Source organism: Winogradskyella sp. (assembly GCF_028282165.1).
Lineage (GTDB): Bacteria > Bacteroidota > Bacteroidia > Flavobacteriales > Flavobacteriaceae > Winogradskyella.
Window position 1 is genome coordinate 20,277 of the sequence record NZ_JANQIM010000040.1, and the last position, 21,589, is coordinate 41,865.

Annotated in this window: 17 protein-coding genes; 4 read left to right on the forward strand and 13 right to left on the reverse strand. The window is 38.1% G+C overall.

Going from position 1 to position 21,589, the window contains the following annotated elements; genetic code table 11:
• Genes Q0972_RS15625 through Q0972_RS15650 form a run of 6 tightly spaced genes read right to left on the reverse strand, consistent with a single transcriptional unit; the run spans position 1 to position 5,142 of the window.
• Positions 1–714, reverse strand: a complete 714-nt coding sequence (locus Q0972_RS15625) for a 3'-5' exonuclease (protein WP_299367461.1) — start codon at positions 712–714, stop codon at positions 1–3.
• Between the two features lie 59 nt (positions 715–773).
• On the reverse strand, positions 774–1,931 hold the full coding sequence (locus Q0972_RS15630) for a serine hydrolase (RefSeq protein WP_299367464.1): 1,158 nt from the start codon (positions 1,929–1,931) through the stop codon (positions 774–776).
• Positions 1,928–2,461 carry a DUF4442 domain-containing protein gene (locus Q0972_RS15635; RefSeq protein WP_299367467.1) on the reverse strand — a complete coding sequence of 178 codons (534 nt, stop codon included), beginning with the start codon at positions 2,459–2,461 and terminating at the stop codon, positions 1,928–1,930. The genes Q0972_RS15630 and Q0972_RS15635 overlap by 4 nt, the downstream gene beginning before the upstream one ends.
• Positions 2,461–2,934: a methylated-DNA--[protein]-cysteine S-methyltransferase gene (locus Q0972_RS15640; protein ID WP_299367471.1), complete on the reverse strand. Its 474-nt coding sequence runs from the start codon at positions 2,932–2,934 to the stop codon at positions 2,461–2,463. Before Q0972_RS15640 ends, Q0972_RS15635 begins: the two co-directional genes overlap by 1 nt.
• Entirely contained in the window at positions 2,934–4,055 is a 1,122-nt protein-coding gene (locus Q0972_RS15645; RefSeq protein WP_299367474.1) for a CNNM domain-containing protein, read from the reverse strand. Before Q0972_RS15645 ends, Q0972_RS15640 begins: the two co-directional genes overlap by 1 nt.
• A gap of 46 nt (positions 4,056–4,101) precedes the next feature.
• Positions 4,102–5,142 carry a transporter substrate-binding domain-containing protein gene (locus tag Q0972_RS15650; protein ID WP_299367477.1) on the reverse strand — a complete coding sequence of 347 codons (1,041 nt, stop codon included), beginning with the start codon at positions 5,140–5,142 and terminating at the stop codon, positions 4,102–4,104.
• Positions 5,143–5,662: 520 nt separating this feature from the next.
• Between Q0972_RS15650 and Q0972_RS15655 the strand changes: the two genes are divergently transcribed.
• Positions 5,663–8,368 carry an MG2 domain-containing protein gene (locus tag Q0972_RS15655; protein ID WP_299367480.1) on the forward strand — a complete coding sequence of 902 codons (2,706 nt, stop codon included), beginning with the start codon at positions 5,663–5,665 and terminating at the stop codon, positions 8,366–8,368.
• Between the two features lie 92 nt (positions 8,369–8,460).
• Here the strand turns inward: Q0972_RS15655 and hemB are convergent, their stop codons facing one another.
• The 7 genes from hemB to hemA all read right to left on the reverse strand — a co-directional run bounded on the left by hemB (position 8,461) and on the right by hemA (position 15,933).
• Positions 8,461–9,453 carry a porphobilinogen synthase gene (gene hemB, locus Q0972_RS15660; RefSeq protein WP_299367483.1) on the reverse strand — a complete coding sequence of 331 codons (993 nt, stop codon included), beginning with the start codon at positions 9,451–9,453 and terminating at the stop codon, positions 8,461–8,463.
• Between the two features lie 140 nt (positions 9,454–9,593).
• On the reverse strand, positions 9,594–10,496 hold the full coding sequence (gene hemF, locus Q0972_RS15665; RefSeq protein WP_299367486.1) for an oxygen-dependent coproporphyrinogen oxidase: 903 nt from the start codon (positions 10,494–10,496) through the stop codon (positions 9,594–9,596).
• A gap of 3 nt (positions 10,497–10,499) precedes the next feature.
• On the reverse strand, positions 10,500–11,036 hold the full coding sequence (locus Q0972_RS15670; protein WP_299367489.1) for a GNAT family N-acetyltransferase: 537 nt from the start codon (positions 11,034–11,036) through the stop codon (positions 10,500–10,502).
• On the reverse strand, positions 11,036–11,818 hold the full coding sequence (locus tag Q0972_RS15675) for an EI24 domain-containing protein (RefSeq protein WP_299367492.1): 783 nt from the start codon (positions 11,816–11,818) through the stop codon (positions 11,036–11,038). Before Q0972_RS15675 ends, Q0972_RS15670 begins: the two co-directional genes overlap by 1 nt.
• An 84-nt stretch (positions 11,819–11,902) precedes the next feature.
• Positions 11,903–12,928 (reverse strand): uroporphyrinogen decarboxylase, encoded by a 1,026-nt coding sequence (hemE, locus tag Q0972_RS15680; RefSeq protein WP_299367495.1) that lies wholly within the window; start codon positions 12,926–12,928, stop codon positions 11,903–11,905.
• A gap of 187 nt (positions 12,929–13,115) precedes the next feature.
• Positions 13,116–14,693, reverse strand: coding sequence for a hydroxymethylbilane synthase (hemC, locus tag Q0972_RS15685; RefSeq protein ID WP_299367498.1), 1,578 nt, complete (start codon positions 14,691–14,693; stop codon positions 13,116–13,118).
• Positions 14,686–15,933, reverse strand: coding sequence for a glutamyl-tRNA reductase (gene hemA / locus Q0972_RS15690; RefSeq protein WP_299367501.1), 1,248 nt, complete (start codon positions 15,931–15,933; stop codon positions 14,686–14,688). Before hemA ends, hemC begins: the two co-directional genes overlap by 8 nt.
• Positions 15,934–16,133: 200 nt before the next feature.
• Here hemA and Q0972_RS15695 point away from each other — a divergent pair, with 200 nt between their 5' ends.
• From Q0972_RS15695 to Q0972_RS15705, 3 genes are all read left to right on the forward strand, one after another.
• The gene (locus Q0972_RS15695) at positions 16,134–17,033 is read left to right on the forward strand and encodes a helix-turn-helix transcriptional regulator (protein WP_299367504.1); all 900 of its coding nucleotides are present in this window, start codon (positions 16,134–16,136) and stop codon (positions 17,031–17,033) included.
• 377 nt (positions 17,034–17,410) lie between these two features.
• Positions 17,411–21,169 (forward strand): hypothetical protein, encoded by a 3,759-nt coding sequence (locus Q0972_RS15700; RefSeq protein ID WP_299367507.1) that lies wholly within the window; start codon positions 17,411–17,413, stop codon positions 21,167–21,169.
• 14 nt (positions 21,170–21,183) lie between these two features.
• Positions 21,184–21,589: DUF6443 domain-containing protein (locus Q0972_RS15705; protein WP_299367510.1), on the forward strand; the 406-nt coding region annotated here is incomplete at its 3' end.

Consider the following 21,589-nt stretch of genomic DNA (forward strand, 5'->3'; position numbering starts at 1 on the left):
TTATATGTGCTTAATTTCATTGTCATGGAGCAATGTATCACCTCTTAGTCTTAATAATACCTGCGCTACGGCAATGGTATCTTTTTCGCAATAGTTAATAATACGATCTATATCATTTTCTTGATAATATACACTATAGACTTCACTGCCATCAATATCATCCTTTGGGGAAGGAATGCCTAAAACCTTAGTTAGCAATTTTAGGGATGTATAGGTTTTATAATCACCAAACTTCCATAATTCTAAAGTATCAAGATGAGGAACTTCCCAAGGCTTCTTACCAAATAGATTGAGTTTATAAGGTAATTCTATGTTATGAATAATCATCCGTCTTGCGATATAAGGAAAATCAAACTCCTTACCATTATGGGCACAAAGCAAATGTTTGTTTTGACTAAAGTGTGATATCACCAGGTTCTTAAAGTCTTTTAAGATTTTTGATTCATCACCATGAAACGAAGTGACTCTATAGGTTCTCACATCGCCCAGAATATTAAAATAGCCCACAGAAATGCAGATGATTTTGCCAAATTCAGCCCAAATGCCAGCTCTATCGTAAAATGCTTCGGCTGTAAATTCATCCTTACGTTGGTATTTAGACTTAGCTTCCCAAAGGCTTTGTTTTTCAGGATCTAAATCAGAGAATTCTTTCGTTTCGGGAACAGTTTCAATATCTAAGAATAGTATATTTTCTAGGTTAAGTTTGGAGATCATATGGGGTTAATCTTTTTCAAATTTATAAATTCTGTGGCCTTCTTCTGATCAAAACCTTTTCATTGTTTACCTAACATCTTATAAGCCTCCTCAATATACAACGTAATATCACTTGTAAATTTTCCTATACCTGCGTCTGGTGATTTTTGATGCCCCAACCTTACGATGATAACATTGTCTTCTGGCTGAATAATGACATACTGCCCTAAGTGGCCACGCATCATTTTAAAGTTCTTTCCGTTGACATCTTTCATCCACCAGCCATAGCCATATTCTGGACTTTCAGGGAAACGAGGTGTAATGGATTTTGCGACATAGGCAGAATCTATAATCTGTTTGCCATTCCATTTTCCGTGGTTTTTAAATAGTTTTCCAAAGCGTGCAAAGTCTTTGGCGCTACCCGCAATACAGCAGTAGGCCTTTACCAAATCGTGGCCATCGCTATCCACCTGCCAAAGCACATCGTTTTCGCTTCCTAGAGGTTTCCAAAAGCTTTCTTCTAGGTACTTGTATAATTTTTTACCAGTGGCTTTTTCTATGACCATCGCCAACATCTGCGTATCACCGCTGGCATATTTAAAGTCTTGCCCTGGCTCATTTACTACTTTTAGGCCATTGGAGACCTTTGCTAAATTGTCATCAAAATAAGCACGAGTGGTAATAGAAAATGGTGAATAATAGCGTTCATCCCAATTGGTGCCAGATGCCATACTACTTAAGTCACCAACGGTTGTTTTAGAGGCTTTACCTTCACAAAAGGCTGGAAGAAAATCGCAAATGGGCTGGTCTAAACTTTTAATGTAGCCATCCTGTATGGCTTTAAACATCATTCCAGAGACATAGCTCTTCGCCATGGAGAAGGAATTGGACTTAGAATTCTCCTCAAAACCATCGTAGTATTCTTCAAACCAAATACTATCATTTTTAATGATCACATAAGCGATAGTTCCCCAATCTTTATTGGCTTTTTGTAAGTCCTCAGTTGGCCTTACGGTATTATAGGCTTTATGATTTGGCCAAGGTTGCGGGTTATCACTTGCTTCTATGGTTCGATTGTCAAAGTGTTTGTAATCTTCTAGATATGCTGTTGTATGGCCTTTCATGTAAGTGACCCTAACTGCTTTTAAAAGGTAATCGGTGTCTGTGATATATAAAACTAAAACAAGTAGTCCTAATAAGATAATAAGATATTTAAATAGCTTTTTCAAAAATTTCATTGAGATGGTGTATTGGTTTTTTTACGTTTTTTGAGCTTTTCTTTATAAAAACGCTTTTCTGCGATATAAAGTGTCTTGTTAAAAGTAGCAATTATATGCTGATCTTTATCGATGAGATTTATTGTCTTAATTAAATCCGTTTCCTTATGTTCTTCGATGTTTAGTTTTATGCTTTCTATCTCATTTTTGGTAAAATGAAATTCGCCATAAATAGTAGATTTGGCGGGTTTTTTATAACGTGCTTCTACGGCCTTGTCCCAAACTACATAATCATCACCAAGTATATAAATCAGTTGGGTCATATATATGGGGTCTGTTGCCGCTAACATACTGCCACCGAATATAGTACCTACATAGTTTCGGTTTTTCCAGTTAAGCTTTAGACGAATCTTTACATAATGTAAATCTTCGCTAACCTCAATCAATTTAGCTGTAGTTCTGCGATACATGGGTGACCAATTTAAGCCATATTTGTAAATTGTAGATACTTTAAAGAAGCGCTTTAAAAATTCTGCACCAGATCTATACATTAAAAAAGTGTTTGTTGTTTGTATTCACTTTCATGATTGAGTAACCATTGTTTTCTGTGCAATCCGCCAGCATATCCTGTTAAGCTACCATCGCTTCCAATAACTCTATGGCAAGGGACAATAATCCAAAGTGGGTTTTTTCCATTGGCACTTGCCACAGCTCTGATAGCCTTAATATCACCCAATTGTTTTGACAAATCTAGATAGGATATGGTTTTACCGTAAGGAATGCGTTGGAGTTGATTCCATACTTTTTTTTGAAACGAAGTCCCTTCAGGATTTAAGTTGAGGTCAAACGTTTTGATTTGGTTATTAAAGTAAGCCTTTAGTTGCGTGGCACAATCCAAAAGGGTTTCTGGGATCACCTCGGATAATTCTTCTTTAGGGTTTAATATAGATACTGATGCAATACCATTATCATCACCAACAATTTTAGCATGCCCTAAAGGAGTTTCTATATAGCAGGTATCCATTAGTTTTCGAGATTATCGTTTTCTATCAATCCAAGACGTTTGGCTCTAGCTTCCCAACTTTTTCTGGCGAGCAATTGTAAATCAGAGACATTATCACTTTCATCCATAATCTCTAATCCGAGGAGTGTTTCAATAACATCTTCCATAGTGACCAATCCACTGACGGAGCCGTATTCATCAACTACCAAAGCCATATGGTTTCTGCTCTCTACCAGTTCTTCAAAAAGGGTAGGAATGGGTAAACTTCTATTAACAATGATAATGCTTCGCTTAATTTCTGATAATAACTTAGACTTGTTATCTAGAGCCATCTCTTTAAAAACCTCATCTTTTAATACTAACCCTGTAATATTATCGGGATCGTCTGTATACACGGGAATACGCGAAAAACGAATATTTTGGTTAGCCTCAAAAAAGTCTTCAATAGTAGTATTCTCGTTTTCGGTTTTCATCACCGTACGAGGTGTCATAACATCTTTTGCCTGTACTTCTTTGAAGCTAAGAAGGTTTTTGATGACCTTGCTTTCGTTTTCCTGAAACACACCTTCTTCTTGAGCGATGTCGGTCATAGCTTGGAAATCTTCACGACTTAGAACACTTCCATGGTGACCTTTACCACCAATAAGTTTAGTGGTTAATTGCAATAGCCATAAAATTCCTGTCCATTTTAAGGGGAAGATTAAAATGTTAAGCGCCTTGGCGGTGAAATTAGCGAGTTGTTTCCAGTAAGTAGCACCAATGGTTTTTGGAATGATTTCTGAAGCGACTAGTATGAGTATCGTCATAACGGTAGATACCAAGCCTACCATAACGTCTTCGGTGAATTCTATACCTAAGATACTTCGTTTTGTGCTTCCATATAAATCAGCATAAGCTGATTTTGCTTGTACACCCACCAAAATGGCACCAACCGTATGTGCAATGGTGTTAAGTGTAAGGATGGCGATTAGCGGTCGGTCCACATCTTTTTTTAAATCCTCTAGATCATTGGCATATGCTTTACCCTCACTCTTTTTTACATTGAGAAATGTAGGTGTAATACTAAGTAAGACGGCCTCTAAAATGGAACATAAAAATGAGAAAAAGATGGAGATTATAGCGTAAAAAATGAGTAAGCCCATTAAAGTCTTTAAATTTAGTTAATGCTAAGTTACAAAATCAATATTACTATTCTCCAATATATTTATACACAGCTTGCTGCCACTTTGGCTCAGTAATTTTTTGAAGAAGGATGAGATCGATTTGTTCTTTTAAGGGACTTTCATCCTTGAGTGCGATACCCATATTATTACGAACCAAATAAGCTTCAGATAACATAAGGGCTTCGTTATGATGAATTCTATTGTGGTATTTTAAAACTGGAAGATTAGAGACCACAGCATCAGCCTTGCCAGAAAGTACAGCCTCAATAGCATTATTTAATGTAGTTTGCGGTATATATTCAATAAGCTCACGTTTTAGAAATTCGGCACCAGAAGAGTTCGCCACAGCCGTAACTCGAACATTTCTTAAATCTTGAATAGAATTGATATTGCTCTTCGTCTTAGAATGGAATAGTTGCGCACTAGCATTAGCCGTGAAGAGTGAAAAAAAGATAATACTTGTAAAAATCCAAATAATGCCAAGAATCTTACCTGCTTTACTTCTAGGGACTTTATCGCCATAACCTACAGTCGTCATGGTGACTGCTGACCACCATAGCCCATCAGCTATGGTTTCTATGTTTCGCTCAGTATGTTCGCCTTTAGCATAATGCTTTTCAATTAAAAATACTATAATTGCCGAAACCAAAAGCATAAGTAATAGTAGGATAATTAATTCTAGGAGATTGATAAAAATAGGCATCCACTTTTGTAGGGCGGATTCTGAGATATGACTTTTAGAGACGGCAATACCAGTGCCAGATGGATTAACAGGTTGTGTAAAATCAACAAGCTTTTCGCGTTGTGGTGTTATAGATATAGCACCCAAACCTACATCAAAGGTTTTGTTGTTTAAGCCAGTTAACAAGGTATTCATATCAGTGACATGATACTCGTAGTGTAGATCTAAGTCTTTGGCTATATCTTCCCAAAGCTCCACCATAAGACCTTCTACTTCACCAGAGTTGCTCTTAATACCAAAAGGTGGAGAATCATATACCGCTACTTGCAGTGTATCTTGCGAGAATGAAAGCCAAGGGATTATAAGAAACAAGAGGTATTTCATAATCCCTAAATTATAAAATACAAGGTTAATTTAGTATTAAGAATGAGTCGAGGTTTTGCTACGCTTTTAACAACCCTTCGACCATGCTCAGCATAAATTTTCATTGATGAAAGTTACTGTAAATTCCGTCTTAGAATTTTGAAGCCATTATCTAAAACGTCTTTTGGTATTCCAAATTATACGATTTCGTTCTTTGGTCTCTTTCCATGATTTAGTTATTGCTTAGAGTTCTCATTGTTTTTTGATTTTGGTACTGAAGCATTACTCCGGCAAGCTCAGTGTGACAGTTCAGCACGTGTTGATGATGGTACAAATTTAGAATGAAAACTCTAATCAAAAAAAAGAATAGATGGGGTTAACCTAAGGCATAATACAAATGCCTGTCGTAATTTTATGAGAACTTTTACATTTAACTAATAAAAAAACGATAAATTATAAGTGAAAAATTCAATATTTTAAATTGTTATCTAAGTATTATTTACGACTACTTTTTTTGTTCTTTTTTTGTTTGGGAAACTTTATGTATTCCCAAATTATTAATAGGCTAACTGAACCAGTACTTTCTAAAAACAGCTTAGCTGAGAAAATTTATTTACAAATAGATAATACCTTATATCAAACAGGAGAAACTATTTGGTTTAAGGCCATAGTATCTAGATCCTATGATCATAGCTGGTCTGACATCAGTAAAATTCTCCATGTAGAGTTGATTGATATTAATGATAAGGTTATTGATCATCAATTATTAAAATTAAATGATGGTTTGGCCAATGGCTCGTTTGTCCTTGAAAAAAGCTACGAGCCTGGTGAATACAAGATTAGGGCCTATACAAATTGGAACAGAAACTTCGAACAGGACTTTATTTTTCTCCAGTTTATAGATGTAGTCAATTTAGAAAAAGATACACTTAACGAAAAACCAATTATCAATCTAGTGATTGGCACAGGAGAATATAAGTCTTTACAGGCAGATATTAATCCAAGGTTAGTCAATCGTGATTTTAAGGGCAAACTAAAACTCTATATAGACACGGTGAAAGGTCTCGATTCTTTGATACTGGAGGAAACTAAAAATGACATTTATAAATTAGATTACCAGCTTCCTAAAGACGCTATCCGGGTAGAATTGAGGTTTAATGCACTTGCTAAGCAGAGTATTTACAAAAAAGAAGAGGTTTTTTATAAAGAAACCATAATTATAGATAAAGACTACCTTGACATCCAATTTTTTCCAGAAGGTGGTCATCTCGTCGATAGACTTCTTAGTACAGTGGCTTTTAAAGCCATTGACTATAATGGATTGGGTCAAAAGGTTATAGGAAAAATTAAAGATAATTCGGGTGACGATATAACTACATTTAGCAGTAATGATTTAGGTATGGGAACGTTTAAGCTTTTATCTAGATTAGACACCTCTTATTATGCGGAAATTAATAAAGGGCAAATTAGCTATAGGTACCAACTGCCTAGAGTGAGACCTAATGGTAGCGTTATAACGCTGGCTAACTTGCGAGACAAGTTGCGATTGTCTATTGTGTCGAATAATCAGACGTCCAAGTTCTTAACCCTAAAAACATCATCTAGAGGCGTAGAATACCAGAACTTTAGTTTTGGACTAAAAGATACGATAATAACTTCAATACCAAAGACTTCATTGCCCGAAGGCATAGTGAAAATCAGTTTACTGAACGACAAAAACCAAAAAATATGTGAGCGTTTAGTTTTTAATAATAGACCAGAACAGAGGTTGAAGATGAACATGGTCTCGGACAAAGTATTGTATTCTCAGCGCGAAGAGGTGCGCATTACCCTTAAAGTAGACAGTGCGCAAACCAATGAGCCTATGAGCCTTTCGGTTTTAGTATTAGATAAAAACCGAACAGAAACTTCCAGAGGCTACAAACCCAATATTTTGACCTATTTATTGCTGAATTCAGAACTTAAAGGGTTTATTGAAAACCCAAACTATTACTTTGATGAATCAAACAGAAGTAGATATATCGATTTAGATGCTTTATTGTTAACCCAAGGTTGGCGAAATTATAACTATCAAAAAGAAAAACCATTAACGACTTTTGAATACAACCCAGAAATTCATCTTTCATTATCTGGGACTATTGGCGAATATTTTAATCCAAATAAGCGACCTAAGACCACTTTAGATCTTAATCTGATGATAAAGGATAAGATCCCTAGAGTTTATAGTCTAGAAATTCCTGAAAGTGGTAAATTTCGTTTCCAAGTAGATGATATTTATAAGTCCAATATAGACTTCTTCATGCAAGTAGTTAATCATAAAGGAACACCTCAAGATTTTAAAATCAATCTTGATAAAAAATGGCGCCCAGAAATACAAAAACAAAGCCAAACACCATTTTCGATACCAAGTTCTATAAAAACCAATTTTGGTGATCAAATGGAGGTGGTTAATGAAATTAAAGAAAGGTATGAGACTGCATTTAACACCATTGCTTTAGGAGAGGTCAACATTAAAGGCTATAAACTAACTCTTGCACGAGAAGCATTTGTGAAGAGACACGGAGAACCTACAAAAATATTGAAAGGAAGCGATTTAAATAAAAATCCACCAAAATGGAACTGGGGACTTTTAAGCGTTATCAGAGCCAGATTTCCAAATGAGGTTATTATTAAAACTGTTTCAATTCCTCATGACCCATGGCTAATACCGGTTGTGAGAGGTGCAGAATGGCCTAATGGCTTTACTTATGTATTAGTAGACAATATACCAGTAGCTTTGAAAGACTATGGAATGATAGAGACTATTCCGGTAGATGAGGTTGTGGATATTGATATATTAGAATCACCAAGAAATGGAAATAAGTATTGTTCAGAGGTTTTAAGAGTGACACAGTGTCCTACCTATACAGCCTTAATAAACATTTATACAAAATCTGGCAAAGGTATTTATGGAATGGTTAAGCCCAAAGGCTATAAGGTAGATAAGCTACAGGGGTTTTCTGAGGCGATTGAGTTTTATGCACCAAATTATGAAACACTTTCTAATCAGGATTGGGTAATACCAGACAATAGAAGCGTGATTCATTGGTCGCCAAATATTGAATTGAATGCTGAAAGCGAGTATCTTTTGGAATTCTATAACGATGATTACATTGGGGAAGTTTCAGTAATTGTTGAAGCTATTTCTAAAGACGGAAAAATAGGGTATATAGAAAAGACCTATACGATTAAAGAAGCCGAACGCTAAGAAACAAGACGTTTCAATTACCTGCGTACCATACAATACTTTGGAAGGCAAGACGCTCAAGGTGACAAGTTTTCGATTACATTCAACAGGGATTAAGCATTTATAATTCTTACCACGTCTTTGGCGAAGTATGATGCGATAATATCAGCACCAGCACGTTTAATAGAGGTAATTTGCTCTAGCATTACGGTATCGTGATCTAGCCAGCCTTTTTCAGCAGCAGCTTTAAGCATGGCGTATTCGCCAGAAACCTGATACACGGCAATAGGGATTTCAAAACTGTTTCTAATATCACGTACAATGTCCAAATAGCTTAATCCTGGTTTTACCATTACGATATCGGCACCTTCGGTAATGTCCATTTCAGTTTCCCTAATGGCTTCATCTCTATTGGCAAAGTCCATTTGGTAAGTCTTTTTGTCTTTTGGCACATTAACCATATCCACAGGTGCAGAATCAAGCGCATCTCTAAACGGCCCATAAAAAGCTGAGGCATATTTTGCAGAGTAGCTCATAATTCCAACATCTAAAAAGTTAGATTGGTCTAGGCCTTCCCTAATACCAAGGATGCGACCATCCATCATATCGCTTGGCGCAACAAAATCAACACCAGCTTCAGCATGCGAAATACTCATTTCGGCCAAGACTTCTACAGTGGCATCATTAACGATTTTTCCGCCTTCAACAATACCATCGTGACCATAAGACGAAAATGGATCTAAGGCCACATCTGTCATCACTAACATGTCTGGACAAACCGCTTTAACGGTTTTTATGGCGCGTTGCATTAAACCATCTGGGTTTAAGGCTTCAGTACCTTTGTTGTCTTTTAGAGCATCATCTACCTTCACGAATAGCAAGACAGATTTTAAGCCTAAATTCCAAAGCGATTTCACTTCCTCTTTAAGTAAGTCTAGACTATAGCGATAGTAATTGGGCATTGAGGCAATTTCTTCTTTTACCCCTTTACCTTCAACGATAAATAGTGGGACTAGAAAGTCATTTGGTGTAATAATAGTTTCTCTTACTAAACCTCTAATAGCCTCGTTGGTTCTTAGTCTTCTATTTCTTCTAATTGGAAACATGTTCTATATAATTTGATTTGTCGTATCGAGCCTGCCTGTTCGGCAGACAGATGTTCTGACAGTTAACGTTTGGATATATCAAGAACCGTAAAACGACTTCTCGATACAATTTTGCTTTGCAAAATTACTCGAAGTGACGGTTATACCCAATTCTTAGGATCTTTTAATACGATTAATAAGCGTTCTTCTTCACTTCCTTTTTCAGGATGATGATCGTATACCCATTGTACATGAGGCGGCAGGCTCATTAAAATGCTTTCTATGCGTCCGTTGGTTTTTAAGCCAAATAAAGTGCCTTTGTCGTGCACCAAATTAAACTCAACATAGCGACCACGACGTATTTCCTGCCAATCACGCTGTGCTTTAGTATAGCTTATGTCTTTCCGTTTTTCAACAATAGGCACATAAGCTTCTAAAAAACTATCGCCAACTTCAGTTACAAAATCGTACCAATTCTGCATGCTCATATCTTCGGTCTTTTTGCAATAATCGAAGAATAAACCGCCTACACCTCGTGCTTCATTTCGATGTGAATTGTAAAAATAGTCATCACATCTGGCCTTGTATTTTGGATAAAATTCAGGATTGTGATGATCACATGTTGTTTTACAAACGCGATGAAAGTGCTCGGCATCTTCATTAAACAAATAATAAGGGGTTAAATCTTGTCCACCACCAAACCATTGGTTCACGATATTGCCTTTTTGGTCATACATTTCAAAATAACGCCAATTGGCATGTACCGTTGGTACCATAGGATTTTTGGGGTGTAAAACCAAACTCAGCCCACAGGCAAAGAAATCCACATCTTTAACACCGAAGTAGTTTTGCATACTTTCGGGCAGTTTACCATGTACGCCAGAAATATTGACACCTCCTTTTTCAAAAACGTTGCCATTCTCGATAACACGCGTTCTACCACCACCACCTTCTGAGCGTTCCCAGATATCTTCATGAAATTTCGCCTTACCATCTATGGCCTCTAATTTTGAAGTAATCGTGTCTTGTAGTTCGTGTATATAATTGAAAAATTTATCTTTCAAAATTTAAGATTTATAAAGTTCATATAGTTCCATATCCAAGGCCGATTCACCAGGTGGTGTAAATGCCTTGTTAAGGGTTTTTTGCCAACTAAAACCATTGTTTGTAGCCACTTTTATACTCCCTGTATTGTCTTTATGGACAATAATCTGTAGAGTTTCAAGGCCTAATTCATTAAAGGCATGGGCTGATAAAGCCTTAATGGCACTAGATATTAGACCTTTCCCTTCAAATGTGTAACCAATACAATAGGCAAATTCGCCTTGCTTTTTATTCCAGTCTAACGATTTAATATAAATGAGACCAGCTAGGTCTCTAGTTTTTGAATGTTTTAAAGTGAACAAAAATTCTTCTCTGCGATTAAACTGTTTTACTTTCCTTTCCACAAACAGTTGCGACAATGTAGGCGTTAGGGTTTGCTCTAAAGTTTTTGGGAAATAACGCTTAAAACGGTCTTCGTTAGAGATCATGAGATTGTAGATTTTCCAGGCGTCACCACCATGAATCGGATTAATTTCAAAACCGTTAAACGTCGCAATCATTAGTTAAGATCTATCTTGTCGAAAGGTTCAAAACCAATTTCCTCGTCATCATCGAACAATAAGTCAACAGCAATGACCGAGGCTGAGGTCACACTTAAGGGAAGCACCAAAATAACACCAATAACCGGAACTAATAATAAGAGTAAAAATCCGATGCCATTTCCTATAGCCAAACCGCGGTGTTGTCTAATAAAAGCTACACTTTCCTTATATTTAAAATGACGTTCTAAGGTATAATCCATATTGGCAAACCCAGCATAATAGGCTTGTACTAAAAATAATAAGGCTGTTGAAAAAATATTAACAACTGGGATGAATTTTAATAAGAGTATAGGAATAGTATAGAGCAGTTCTCTTAATAGATTTCTCAGGCCTATTCGAATACCACGGACAAGCTGTTTAGAAAAATTAGTTTTCACATAGTTTTTAGCAGGTTTGCCCGTAAAATAAGCTTCAATTTTTTCGGAAACTGGACTCATAAATGGCGATGAGAGCGCCATGATAATATGTTTGTACATAATAAGCCCAATAGCAAAAATGATAATACCAGAAATAAATGTAGAAATCGCTGTAAAGGTCACTTTGCCAAATTCCCATGTCCAAATTTGAGCTATCCATTCGCCAAGATTATCCGATAGGCCATAGGCCGAAACAAATATCAATACAAATACAACAAAGCTTATGATTACAGGAATGACAAAGTACTTCCATAATTTCAATTTTGAAATTAAACCGTAAGCACCAGAGTACACCTGAAGTCCTCTAAATATATTTTGTATCATTTTTCAGTTTTTTGGTTAATAGTATTAAGCTACTAAACAAGACGTATGAAATCAATATCTGTTACGCAAAAGATACTATAACGGTTAAGGTTTATACTCTTTTACCGCATCAATAAACGCTTTGGCATTATCCAATGGAATGTTAGGTAAAATGCCATGACCTAAATTTACGATGTATTTGTCTTTTCCAAAAGCATTAATCATCTCGTGTACCATCTTTTTAATTTCAGAAGGAGGTGAGAACAGTCGTGATGGATCAAAATTACCTTGAAGTGTCATGTTTCCGCCAGTTAAATAGCGTGCATTTTGTGGCGAGCAGGTCCAGTCGATACCTAAAGCTGAAGCATTGGACTTTGCCATCTCGCCAAGGGCAAACCAACAGCCTTTTCCAAAGGCGATAACAGGTGCATCATCTTTTAAGGCGTCAATGATTTGATTAATGTATTGCCATGAAAACTCTTGATAATCCATAGGTGAAAGCATACCTCCCCAAGAATCAAAAATCTGTACGGCATTACAACCAGCATTCACCTTTGCTTTGAGATAAGCTATAGTAGTATCCGTTATTTTTTGAAGTAATCCATGCGCAGCAACAGGTTGTGTAAAACAAAACTCCTTGACTTTATCAAAGTTTTTACTGCCTTGTCCTTGTACACAATAACACAAAATAGTCCAAGGAGAACCTGCAAAACCAATCAACGGAATTTCATTGTTGAGTAATTCCTTTGTCGCCTTTATGGCTTGCATCACATAGTCTAATTCTACATGCACATCTGGAATAATAACATTATCCACGTCCTTTTGAGAGCGTACAGGATTTGGCAAATACGGTCCAAAATTAGGTTTCATTTCCACCTCTATATTCATAGCTTGTGGAATCACCAAAATATCTGAAAATAAAATAGCAGCATCCATACCGTAACGACGGATCGGCTGTACGGTGATTTCACTGGCCAATTCTGGAGTACGACAACGCGTAAAAAAATCGTATTTGGCCTTTATTTCCATAAATTCTGGCAAATACCGACCGGCTTGACGCATCATCCACACAGGCGGACGCTCTACCGTTTCTCCCTTTAATGCTCTTAAGTATAAATCGTTTTTTATCATGGTAGGTATTAGCTGTTGGCTATTGGCCTTTAGCTATGTTTTATTTTATCGATTAAACTATTAGTCATGGTTCTGTCATTCCTGCGCAGGCAGGAATCTTTTTTTGCTGTCATTGCGAGTCAAGCTGAAAGCTTGATGTGGCAATCTGTAGGGATTACCGCGTCACTTTCGTTCCTCGTAATAACAATTATACATAATACGCATTCACCAATTCAATAACACTCTCAACAGTCGGCACTTTAGCAACCCTTACATCTTCAAAATATAACTTAGCCGCTTTAGCAGTAGTTTCACCAATGCAAAAGGCAATACCATGTGCTTTGTTCAGCTTTAAAAAACTCTCCACAGTAGATGGACTGTAGAACATTACACCATCTAAATTACCTTCAACCTTGTCAGCATCAAATTTGGTTTGGTAGGCTTCTACTTCATTAACCCTAATATTATTTTCGTTTAGAATATTTGGTAAATCGTCCAAGCGCAAGTCACTGCAGAAATACGTCACTTCTTTGCCATCTAAGTGTTCAACCAAATAGAGGGCTAATTTTTTAGCATTGGCTTCGGTATGTGTTACAGCACCTATGCGGTTTTCTACCATGCGTTTGGTGCGTCGTCCTACGCAATAAATATTTTTGAATTGTAATTCTGGCGCAGAGAAATTAGTAAGAAGTGCTTCAACAGCATTTTTGCTCGTAATAATGACATTTTCAATTTCATTTCTAATAATACTTTTTGAAAGCCGATTCAGGCTAATTTTTATAGTATCGTTGCTTTCGGGAACCACATCATTATGAAACAACAAAAGCTGGTCGTCCGTCAACTTTTTGGTAGAATAAATAGTAGTCGTCTTATCGCTACGTTGCAATTGATCGATTAAAGTTTTTCCGCCTCTACTGATGACATAATGAGCACAAAATTCTGCTAAATCATTATGTTTGCCCAAAGGAACAACTTTAGCAACTTCAACTTTTTTGGTCCCATCTTTACTTAACAGAATGCCTTTAAAATGAACTTCGTCATTTTTAATTAGGGCTAAGGCCCCAATCGGTGCAGTACAACCGCCTTCGAGTAGATTTAAGAATTTCCGCTCAGTTGCCGTGCAGATTTCGGTTTCTTCATGATTGATCTGTGCACAAATAGCCCTTGTTTCTTCATCGGTTTCCAACGCTGTTATCATAATGGCGCCTTGTGCGGGCGCAGGAATCATCCAATGGAGATTGATGGCATTCTCTGGTCTGATATTTAGTCTTCCTATGCCAGCAGCAGCAAAGATGGCCGCATTCCAATCTGTATGGTCTTCCAATTTTTGCAGTCTAGAGTTTACGTTACCGCGTAAACCAACGACCGTGTGCGTTGGATAACGGTTTAGCCATTGCGCACGACGTCTTAAACTACCAGTAGCGACAATGGCATCCCTGGCAGACAGAAATTCTTCGTTATTTTTAAATACGAGGGTATCGTTAACATTGCCGCGTTTTAAAACCGCGGCTTGCACTATACCTTTTGGTAGTAGAGTGGGTACATCCTTAAGCGAATGAACTGCGATATCAATCTCTTCATTAAGCATGGCAATGTCTAGGGTTTTTGTAAATATACCTGTGATACCAAGCTCGTATAAGGGTTTGTCTAATACAAGGTCTCCGGTTGATTTTACAGGAACTAAGACGGTTTTATGGCCTAAATGTTCTAATTGAGACTGAACGGTTTTTGCTTGCCACATAGCCAACTGGCTATCGCGTGTGCCAATGCGAATAATTTTAGGCATTATCTATTGTTTCTAACTGGAATATTTTTTTGATAAGCGCTATGCTTTCGTCAGAAGAATTGTCCGCTCTAAGGTGATGTGCGAATTGATTGGTGATTTTTTGAATGATGTTATTAGTAATCAATTCGGCCTGATCTTCATTAAAATCAGCCATCTTTTTGCGCTGTGTATTTAATTCAGAGGTTTTAAAACCGTTTAATTTATGCTTAATAGCCTGAATTGTAGGTACAAATTTTAGTGTATCTAACCAGGCATTAAACTCAGACATAATCTCATCGATAATGGCTTCAGCATCTGGGATAAACGCTTTACGTTTTTCTAGGGTGTCATCCGTAATTTTTGCCAAATCGTCTAAATGTACCAAAGTAACGTTAGAAAGTTGGGTAATATTTTTATTAACGTTTTTAGGGATGGATAGGTCTAAAACCAAAAGCGGTTTATCTGTAGTAATGAGCGATTTATAAACCGTAGGGTTTAATGCTCCTGTAGCGACAATAAGAATATCTGAGCTATTGATTTCGGCTTTAAGATCGGCATAATCTTTAACCAATAGATTAAACTTTCCAGCGACTTCCTCGGCTTTGGTTTTTGTTCTATTAATGAGTGTAATATGCGAATTCTGTGTATGTTTCACTAAGTTTTCGCAGGTGTTTCTTCCTATTTTACCAGTACCAAAAAGCAAAATATTTTTTTCTGAAATATTTTGAACGTTGTTCATAATGTATTGTACTGAAGCAAAGGATACAGAAGTTGCTCCCGAAGATAATTCGGTTTCATTTTTTATGCGTTTGCTAGCCTGAATCACTGAGTTCACCAAACGTTCCGTAAAGGAATTGAGCAAGTTAACTTTTTTGGATCTACGAGCAGCAAATTTCAGCTGGCTGATAATTTCGAAATCACCAAGAATCTGACTATCTAAACCAGAACCTACGCGAAACATATGATGGATGGCACTTTTACCCTTATGGATATAAGCCACCTCCTGAAATTCTTCAACAGTACCTTTAGTGTTTTCGCAAAGCAAGTGAATAAGCTGATAAGGATGCTCGGCAAAGCCATAAAGCTCCGTACGATTACATGTAGAAATTACCATTAAGCTATCGATCCCATTTTCTTTGGCCTGAAGCAGTAAGTTTTGCTTTTCTGCATCTCCCAAACTAAAATGACCACGTACTTCGGCATCGGCTTTTTGATAGCTGAGGCCTATAGCATAAAAATATGTGCTTTTATGATGTTGCATTCGCTCGTTTACCTGACTCGGGAATTAACAACGCAAATGTAATTTTGTTGTTAACAAAAAAATAACGCTAGAAGAACTTTAAGTATCGTTTCTGGTTTTTTGATGTAATATTTTAATAAAACATGATTTTTGTCATATTTTTGCAGTAAAACCAAGGGTTTTTTAATCTATAGTTTAGAATGAATCTAAATAAACAGAAAATGAATTCTGAAAATACTGCTCCAAAAAGTGTCGCCAGAGGAACTTTTGATGAAACTTTTATTGAAGATGGGTTTTTTATATTGACTCATAAAAATGAGAATGATACCGTTCAGATCCTTGAGCGTGACATAGATAGCACCTACATACAATTTCATTTTTGCACCAAGGGTTCGGCAGATTTTGTATTTAACCAAGGCCATTACACCTTGAATATTAAAGAGGAAACCTCTTTGTTACTCTACAACCCGCAACGCGATTTGCCGATTCACCTAGTATTACAACCCCATTCTTGGTTGGTATCCCTAGTCATTTCAATAAAGACATTTCACGGTTTATTTTCACAAGACGCCAATTACGTTACCTTTCTGTCCGAAGAGAACAAAAACAAAAAATATTACACCGACGGCAAGATTAATCCATCTATGGCAGTAGTTTTAAATCAATTGATTAGTTTTAACCTTAATGCGTCCATAAAGCCCTTGTATTTTAAAGGGAAAGTATATGAATTATTGAGTTTGTATTTTAATAGAAATGAGGATGCAGACATAGAACAATGCCCTTTTTTAGTTGATGAGGTAAATGTGGCCAAGCTCAAAAAAGCGAAAGATATCATCATAGCCCATATGGCCGAACCACCAAGCCTAAAAGATTTGGCCCAACAGGTAGACCTAAGTCTAAAAAAACTTAAGGAAGGATTTAAGCAAATTTATGGTGATACCGTTTATGGATTTTTGTTTGACTACAAAATGGAAGTCGCACGCAAACTTTTAGAGTCTGGAGATTATAACGTTAACGAAGTAGGTCTTAAAGTTGGTTATAGTACAGCAAGCCATTTTATAGCGGCCTTTAAAAAGAAGTTTGGGACCACACCTAAGAAGTATATTCTCAGTAATAACTAATTTAAGCTTTAACCCTACATTATCTATATTAAGGGAAAATGATGTTTTTCTGAAGCAAGGTTTTGAGCTTTAGTATTTAATAACCATTAAGTTATTGTTAATGAAATAATTACATTTTAATGTAATGAGCTTGGTGTGTTATAAAATTATTAATTCTGACTTTTCTTGAATATTTATTTAGAATTTTCTTACATTTGAGCCACTCCGATCATACAAAATACGTCATTTGACATGATTGCGCTTTATTAGGCCGCTCTACAACTATCCCCTAGTAGGCCAATTATGGCAATCGTGCTAATGACCAATGGAAATTTTTAGAATTTCTACAGACGACTTTATTGTCATCTACTATATGTTTAACATTAATAATTTATACCATGACACACCGATTAATCCAATTTTGTTATGCTTTCATTTTATGTTTGCCATTCAACATCCTTGCCCAGGAACTACCTGAGATTGTTCCGCCCTCACCAGAGGCGGCATCTTTTGCTAAGTTTTCCGAAATCCCTATTTCCCATTACACGGGTGTACCGAATATATCGGTGCCTATTAGCTCGTACAGGGTTGGCGAGAAGAGCTTTCCCGTAGAGATCAGCTATCATGCTAGAGGGATCAGGGTCGATGAGATCGCCTCCCGTGTAGGCCTAGGCTGGGCGCTGAATGCTGGTGGGCAGATTACAAGACAGGTACGGCACAAAGCCGATGACGGCTTTACGGGATATGGAAATGTGGCCAATACGCATGCCCTTGTTTTTGCCAACGGGGATAATCCCAATCTCGCTTCCGACCTCGCGACCCGTTTTTTAGACCCCTCAGATTATGATTTCGACAAGATACCCGACCTCTTTACACTTCAGGGCGGTGGGCTGTCAACGAAGTTTATCTTTAATTATGCCGATGGCAAGCCCCTGGTACAAAAATACGATGATATCATCGTAGAGCACAGGGAGCGTACAGGCCCTAATGCCTATGGAATTGCCGGTTTTATCGTTACGGACAAGGACGGGTATAAATACTATTACGGTATCGATAGTTTTGAAGATGTCAACGGTCCGGTAGTGGCGGATGTCGATTGGGTACAGAAGAAGTACACGTTCAAGGCGGATCAGTCCTATATTTTAATCAATCCCGAAGACGCCGTCTCATTTTCAACCGAATGGACAATATACCCTTATTTTAATACATGGCATTTAACCGAAGTGATAAGTCCCAATGGTGACAGGGCACGGTTTATCTACAACAAAGAGACCAATTATCTGTACCGACGCACGGGGGATAAATACATTGGAGATTTAGATCCCGAGGACCAGCTGCAAAACTATACCGATGTGGTTAGGATTGAGCAGTACCAATTGGAAGAAATCCAATATAACTTTGATGCCAACGGCGATTACACCAAGATTGTTTTTGAAGCCAATGATCAAAGGTCGGATTTACATACCATCGTCCACAATGACGGAGGGGTCTCGAGTGGAGACACTTGGCCGTCAGAAGGCAAGGAACTGGACGCCATTAAGATCTATGAGCAAAGCCATACCTATGATGATAATGGTGAGACCGTAACGGATTATGTGCTCAACAAGACCTTTAACCTTAGCCATCACTACGAGGAAAGCGATGATCATATTGGCCCTAGGTATAACTTTCTTCCGATTCTGGGCATAACCATGAACCCCTCGGCACGCAACAGGTTGGTCTTGGATGCCGTTACGGAAGTCGGTAAGGACGGAACAACAAAACCTCCCTATACATTTACCTATGACCCTACAAAGTTACCCAACAGGCATTCTAATTCGCAAGACTATTGGGGCTATTACAACGGAGCGGATAATGGGAGTTTTTTAGTCGGTTATGGCCTTGATAGACGTGTGAATACCGTGCTCTCCCAAGCAGGGATGCTAAAGCAAATTACCTACCCAACAGGAGGCAGTACACGCTTTACCTATGAGCACAACCGGGGTTTTAAAGGAAGCGAGTATGATGATGCATGGTTACCAGGCTATCAGGGTATATCCTTGCCAAGGATTAACCCTGGCTCAGAAAAAACTATAGGTTTGTCCTCAATGATAGCTTATGCCCAAAATCGTTATCATCCCACGGGTGGAATTGATGGTGGTGGTTTTTATGCCACTGAGGCGATAACCGTAAACACACCTTCAGAATTTAGGCTAGGCAATACTTACATTCTACCATTTTGGGGTGTAGAGTATGACGATGATATGCAAGAGCCAGAGCCGGTGAATCAAATGGAGGCCTGTATTGGTCTTGGCGGTCCATACGAAACGTGTAAATTTAGGGTGCTACTGAGAAGGGTAATGGGCGACGAAGGAGAAGAAGAGCCCGTTCCGGGAATACCAACAATAATGTTTTGGACCGACAGCCCACCGACACCTGTAGGGGCTGGAAAATACCGTTTAGAGGTACATCCCCCGAGCAATTGGGTCCCTGATGCTACAGTAGGAGATCCTGATTTTGAATCCTTTCACGTATCGTTGAGTTGGGACGATCAAGTAGCAGATGAAGATACAGTTTTATATGCTGCGGGCAAGCGCATAAAACAAATTGAGTACTTGGACGAGAACAATAACATCATCTCCAAAAAGACCTACAACTACAATGATTCGGGTGCCATTTTAGGGATTTCCGATTTTTCGTATAATGTCATTTTAAATTTGGGGGCGGGAGCAGAGGAGATCTCTTTTGAACCTTATCACCTGTACAATACCTATCAGGGCAACACCATAGGATATCAGTTAGTCGATGAATACTATGGGGATAAGGATAATAATTATGGAAAACGACGTTATCAGTTCCTTGTCCCTAGGGATACAGGGGATTTTATTGCCAACCCGTTATCACCTCCTACAGATAACGAATGGTTACGGGGCTTACCACGGCGAATTATAGATTATAAGGGTCATGGAGATGGCAGCTATACCAAGGTAAAGCAAATCGATAACGAGTATCTCGTGGCCAATGATCACCATATCAATGTTTTGCCTTCATCCTTCCAAACACCTAATGGTGTCATCAATCCTATTTTAACACCAGAGACCCAATTTTATAGTTATGACCCTGTTGATCCCGAAATAGATCCAACGGAAGGATTTCCCCACAATTCCTCCGATCTTCCAGATATTTTCTATGAAAAGACACGTACCAACTTTAGGTTGCCTTTTGTTTTTCGCTATACACAGGCCTATATCCATCATAGTGATATATTACCGAGAGATAAAATCAAGATCTTCCATTTCACTGGAGGTACCTTGGACACCTACAAAACTACGGAGACCCTGTTCGGCGACAACGGACTGCCAACACTGATTACGACCACCACCAATGGGTTTAATTACGATAACCACTACCAGCCTACTACAGTGACTACGGTAACAAGTGATGGTGAACCTGTAATACAGACCATGACCTATGCTCAGGATCTATTGAGCGCGACCTATCTTGAATCGCTCGAGATGGACCCTGAAAACCCCAATCCACAGACTGTAGAAGATCATTTGGATGTTCAACATCGTATTACACTTATAGAGACAAAGACCTATAAGGATAGGGATAATGATGCTTTGGCAGAGTTTAATGAACTAACCAGTACATCAAAGACCGTTTACGATTGGGTTGCAGAGAATACCATCCTAGCGCCAGAACTTGTTCAAACAAGTAAGGGTGGCAATGCCCTTGAAGACCGCATAGAATTCAAAAAGTATAATGCTAAGGGTAAAATTTTAGAAGTGAGCAAAACCGAAGGTACAAGCATCATTTATGTTTGGGGCTATAAGGACACACAGCCCATCGCCAAGATAGAAAATGCGAGTTATGATAATCTGACCCCAGCACAACAGTCAGCTATCGATGCCGTTAAATTGGCTTCAGACAATGATATAGACGAAGCCACAGAAGCCACCTTAAGGACGGCTTTGGAAAATCTTAGGCAAGCCTTTCCATACGCTATGGTAAGCACCTACACCTACGATTCGCTCGTTGGGGTAACCAGTACCACCGACCCAAGGGGCTACACCAGCTATTACGAGTACGATGACTTTAATAGGCTGAAATTGGTTAAAGATCAAGACGGCAATATCCTGAACCAAAACGAGTACAACTACGGCACCCAAAACTAAAAACAGACACAACAATGAAAAATTCAATATATACAGTTATAATGCTTTTGGTGTCTAACTTGGTTTTGGCACAGACCACAACGGAGAACTACGTTAAGAATACTACACCTCAGGTCGAGGTACAGGACGAAACGGCACTGAACAACCTTAGTCCCGACGACAAGATAGAGACCATTACCTATTTCGACGGTCTGGGCAGGCCCATACAGCGCATCGCCAAACAGGCAGGCGGACAACGGCAGGATATCATCACACCGGTAGTGTACGACGAGTTCGGCAGACAGTTAAGGGAATACCTGCCCTATGCCCGAAACAGCAGTTCCCTAAACTTTGAAACTGCTCTATTACCCGATCCTATTACCAACGAGATTACGGTACTGGACCAGTTCTATGCCGATAGGTTTGTAGACGACCGTATTT

Bases quoted from the DNA above. Each gene is read 5' to 3' on its own strand.
- Q0972_RS15625 (WP_299367461.1), bottom strand. From the start codon at position 714: ATGATCTCCAAACTTAACCTAGAAAATATACTATTCTTAGATATTGAA.
- Q0972_RS15630 (WP_299367464.1), bottom strand. From the start codon at position 1,931: ATGAAATTTTTGAAAAAGCTATTTAAATATCTTATTATCTTATTAGGA.
- Q0972_RS15635 (WP_299367467.1), bottom strand. From the start codon at position 2,461: ATGTATAGATCTGGTGCAGAATTTTTAAAGCGCTTCTTTAAAGTATCT.
- Q0972_RS15640 (WP_299367471.1), bottom strand. From the start codon at position 2,934: ATGGATACCTGCTATATAGAAACTCCTTTAGGGCATGCTAAAATTGTT.
- Q0972_RS15645 (WP_299367474.1), bottom strand. From the start codon at position 4,055: ATGGGCTTACTCATTTTTTACGCTATAATCTCCATCTTTTTCTCATTT.
- Q0972_RS15650 (WP_299367477.1), bottom strand. From the start codon at position 5,142: ATGAAATACCTCTTGTTTCTTATAATCCCTTGGCTTTCATTCTCGCAA.
- Q0972_RS15655 (WP_299367480.1), top strand. From the start codon at position 5,663: ATGTATTCCCAAATTATTAATAGGCTAACTGAACCAGTACTTTCTAAA.
- hemB (WP_299367483.1), bottom strand. From the start codon at position 9,453: ATGTTTCCAATTAGAAGAAATAGAAGACTAAGAACCAACGAGGCTATT.
- Q0972_RS15670 (WP_299367489.1), bottom strand. From the start codon at position 11,036: ATGATTGCGACGTTTAACGGTTTTGAAATTAATCCGATTCATGGTGGT.
- Q0972_RS15675 (WP_299367492.1), bottom strand. From the start codon at position 11,818: ATGATACAAAATATATTTAGAGGACTTCAGGTGTACTCTGGTGCTTAC.
- hemE (WP_299367495.1), bottom strand. From the start codon at position 12,928: ATGATAAAAAACGATTTATACTTAAGAGCATTAAAGGGAGAAACGGTA.
- hemC (WP_299367498.1), bottom strand. From the start codon at position 14,693: ATGCCTAAAATTATTCGCATTGGCACACGCGATAGCCAGTTGGCTATG.
- hemA (WP_299367501.1), bottom strand. From the start codon at position 15,933: ATGCAACATCATAAAAGCACATATTTTTATGCTATAGGCCTCAGCTAT.
- Q0972_RS15695 (WP_299367504.1), top strand. From the start codon at position 16,134: ATGAATTCTGAAAATACTGCTCCAAAAAGTGTCGCCAGAGGAACTTTT.
- Q0972_RS15700 (WP_299367507.1), top strand. From the start codon at position 17,411: ATGACACACCGATTAATCCAATTTTGTTATGCTTTCATTTTATGTTTG.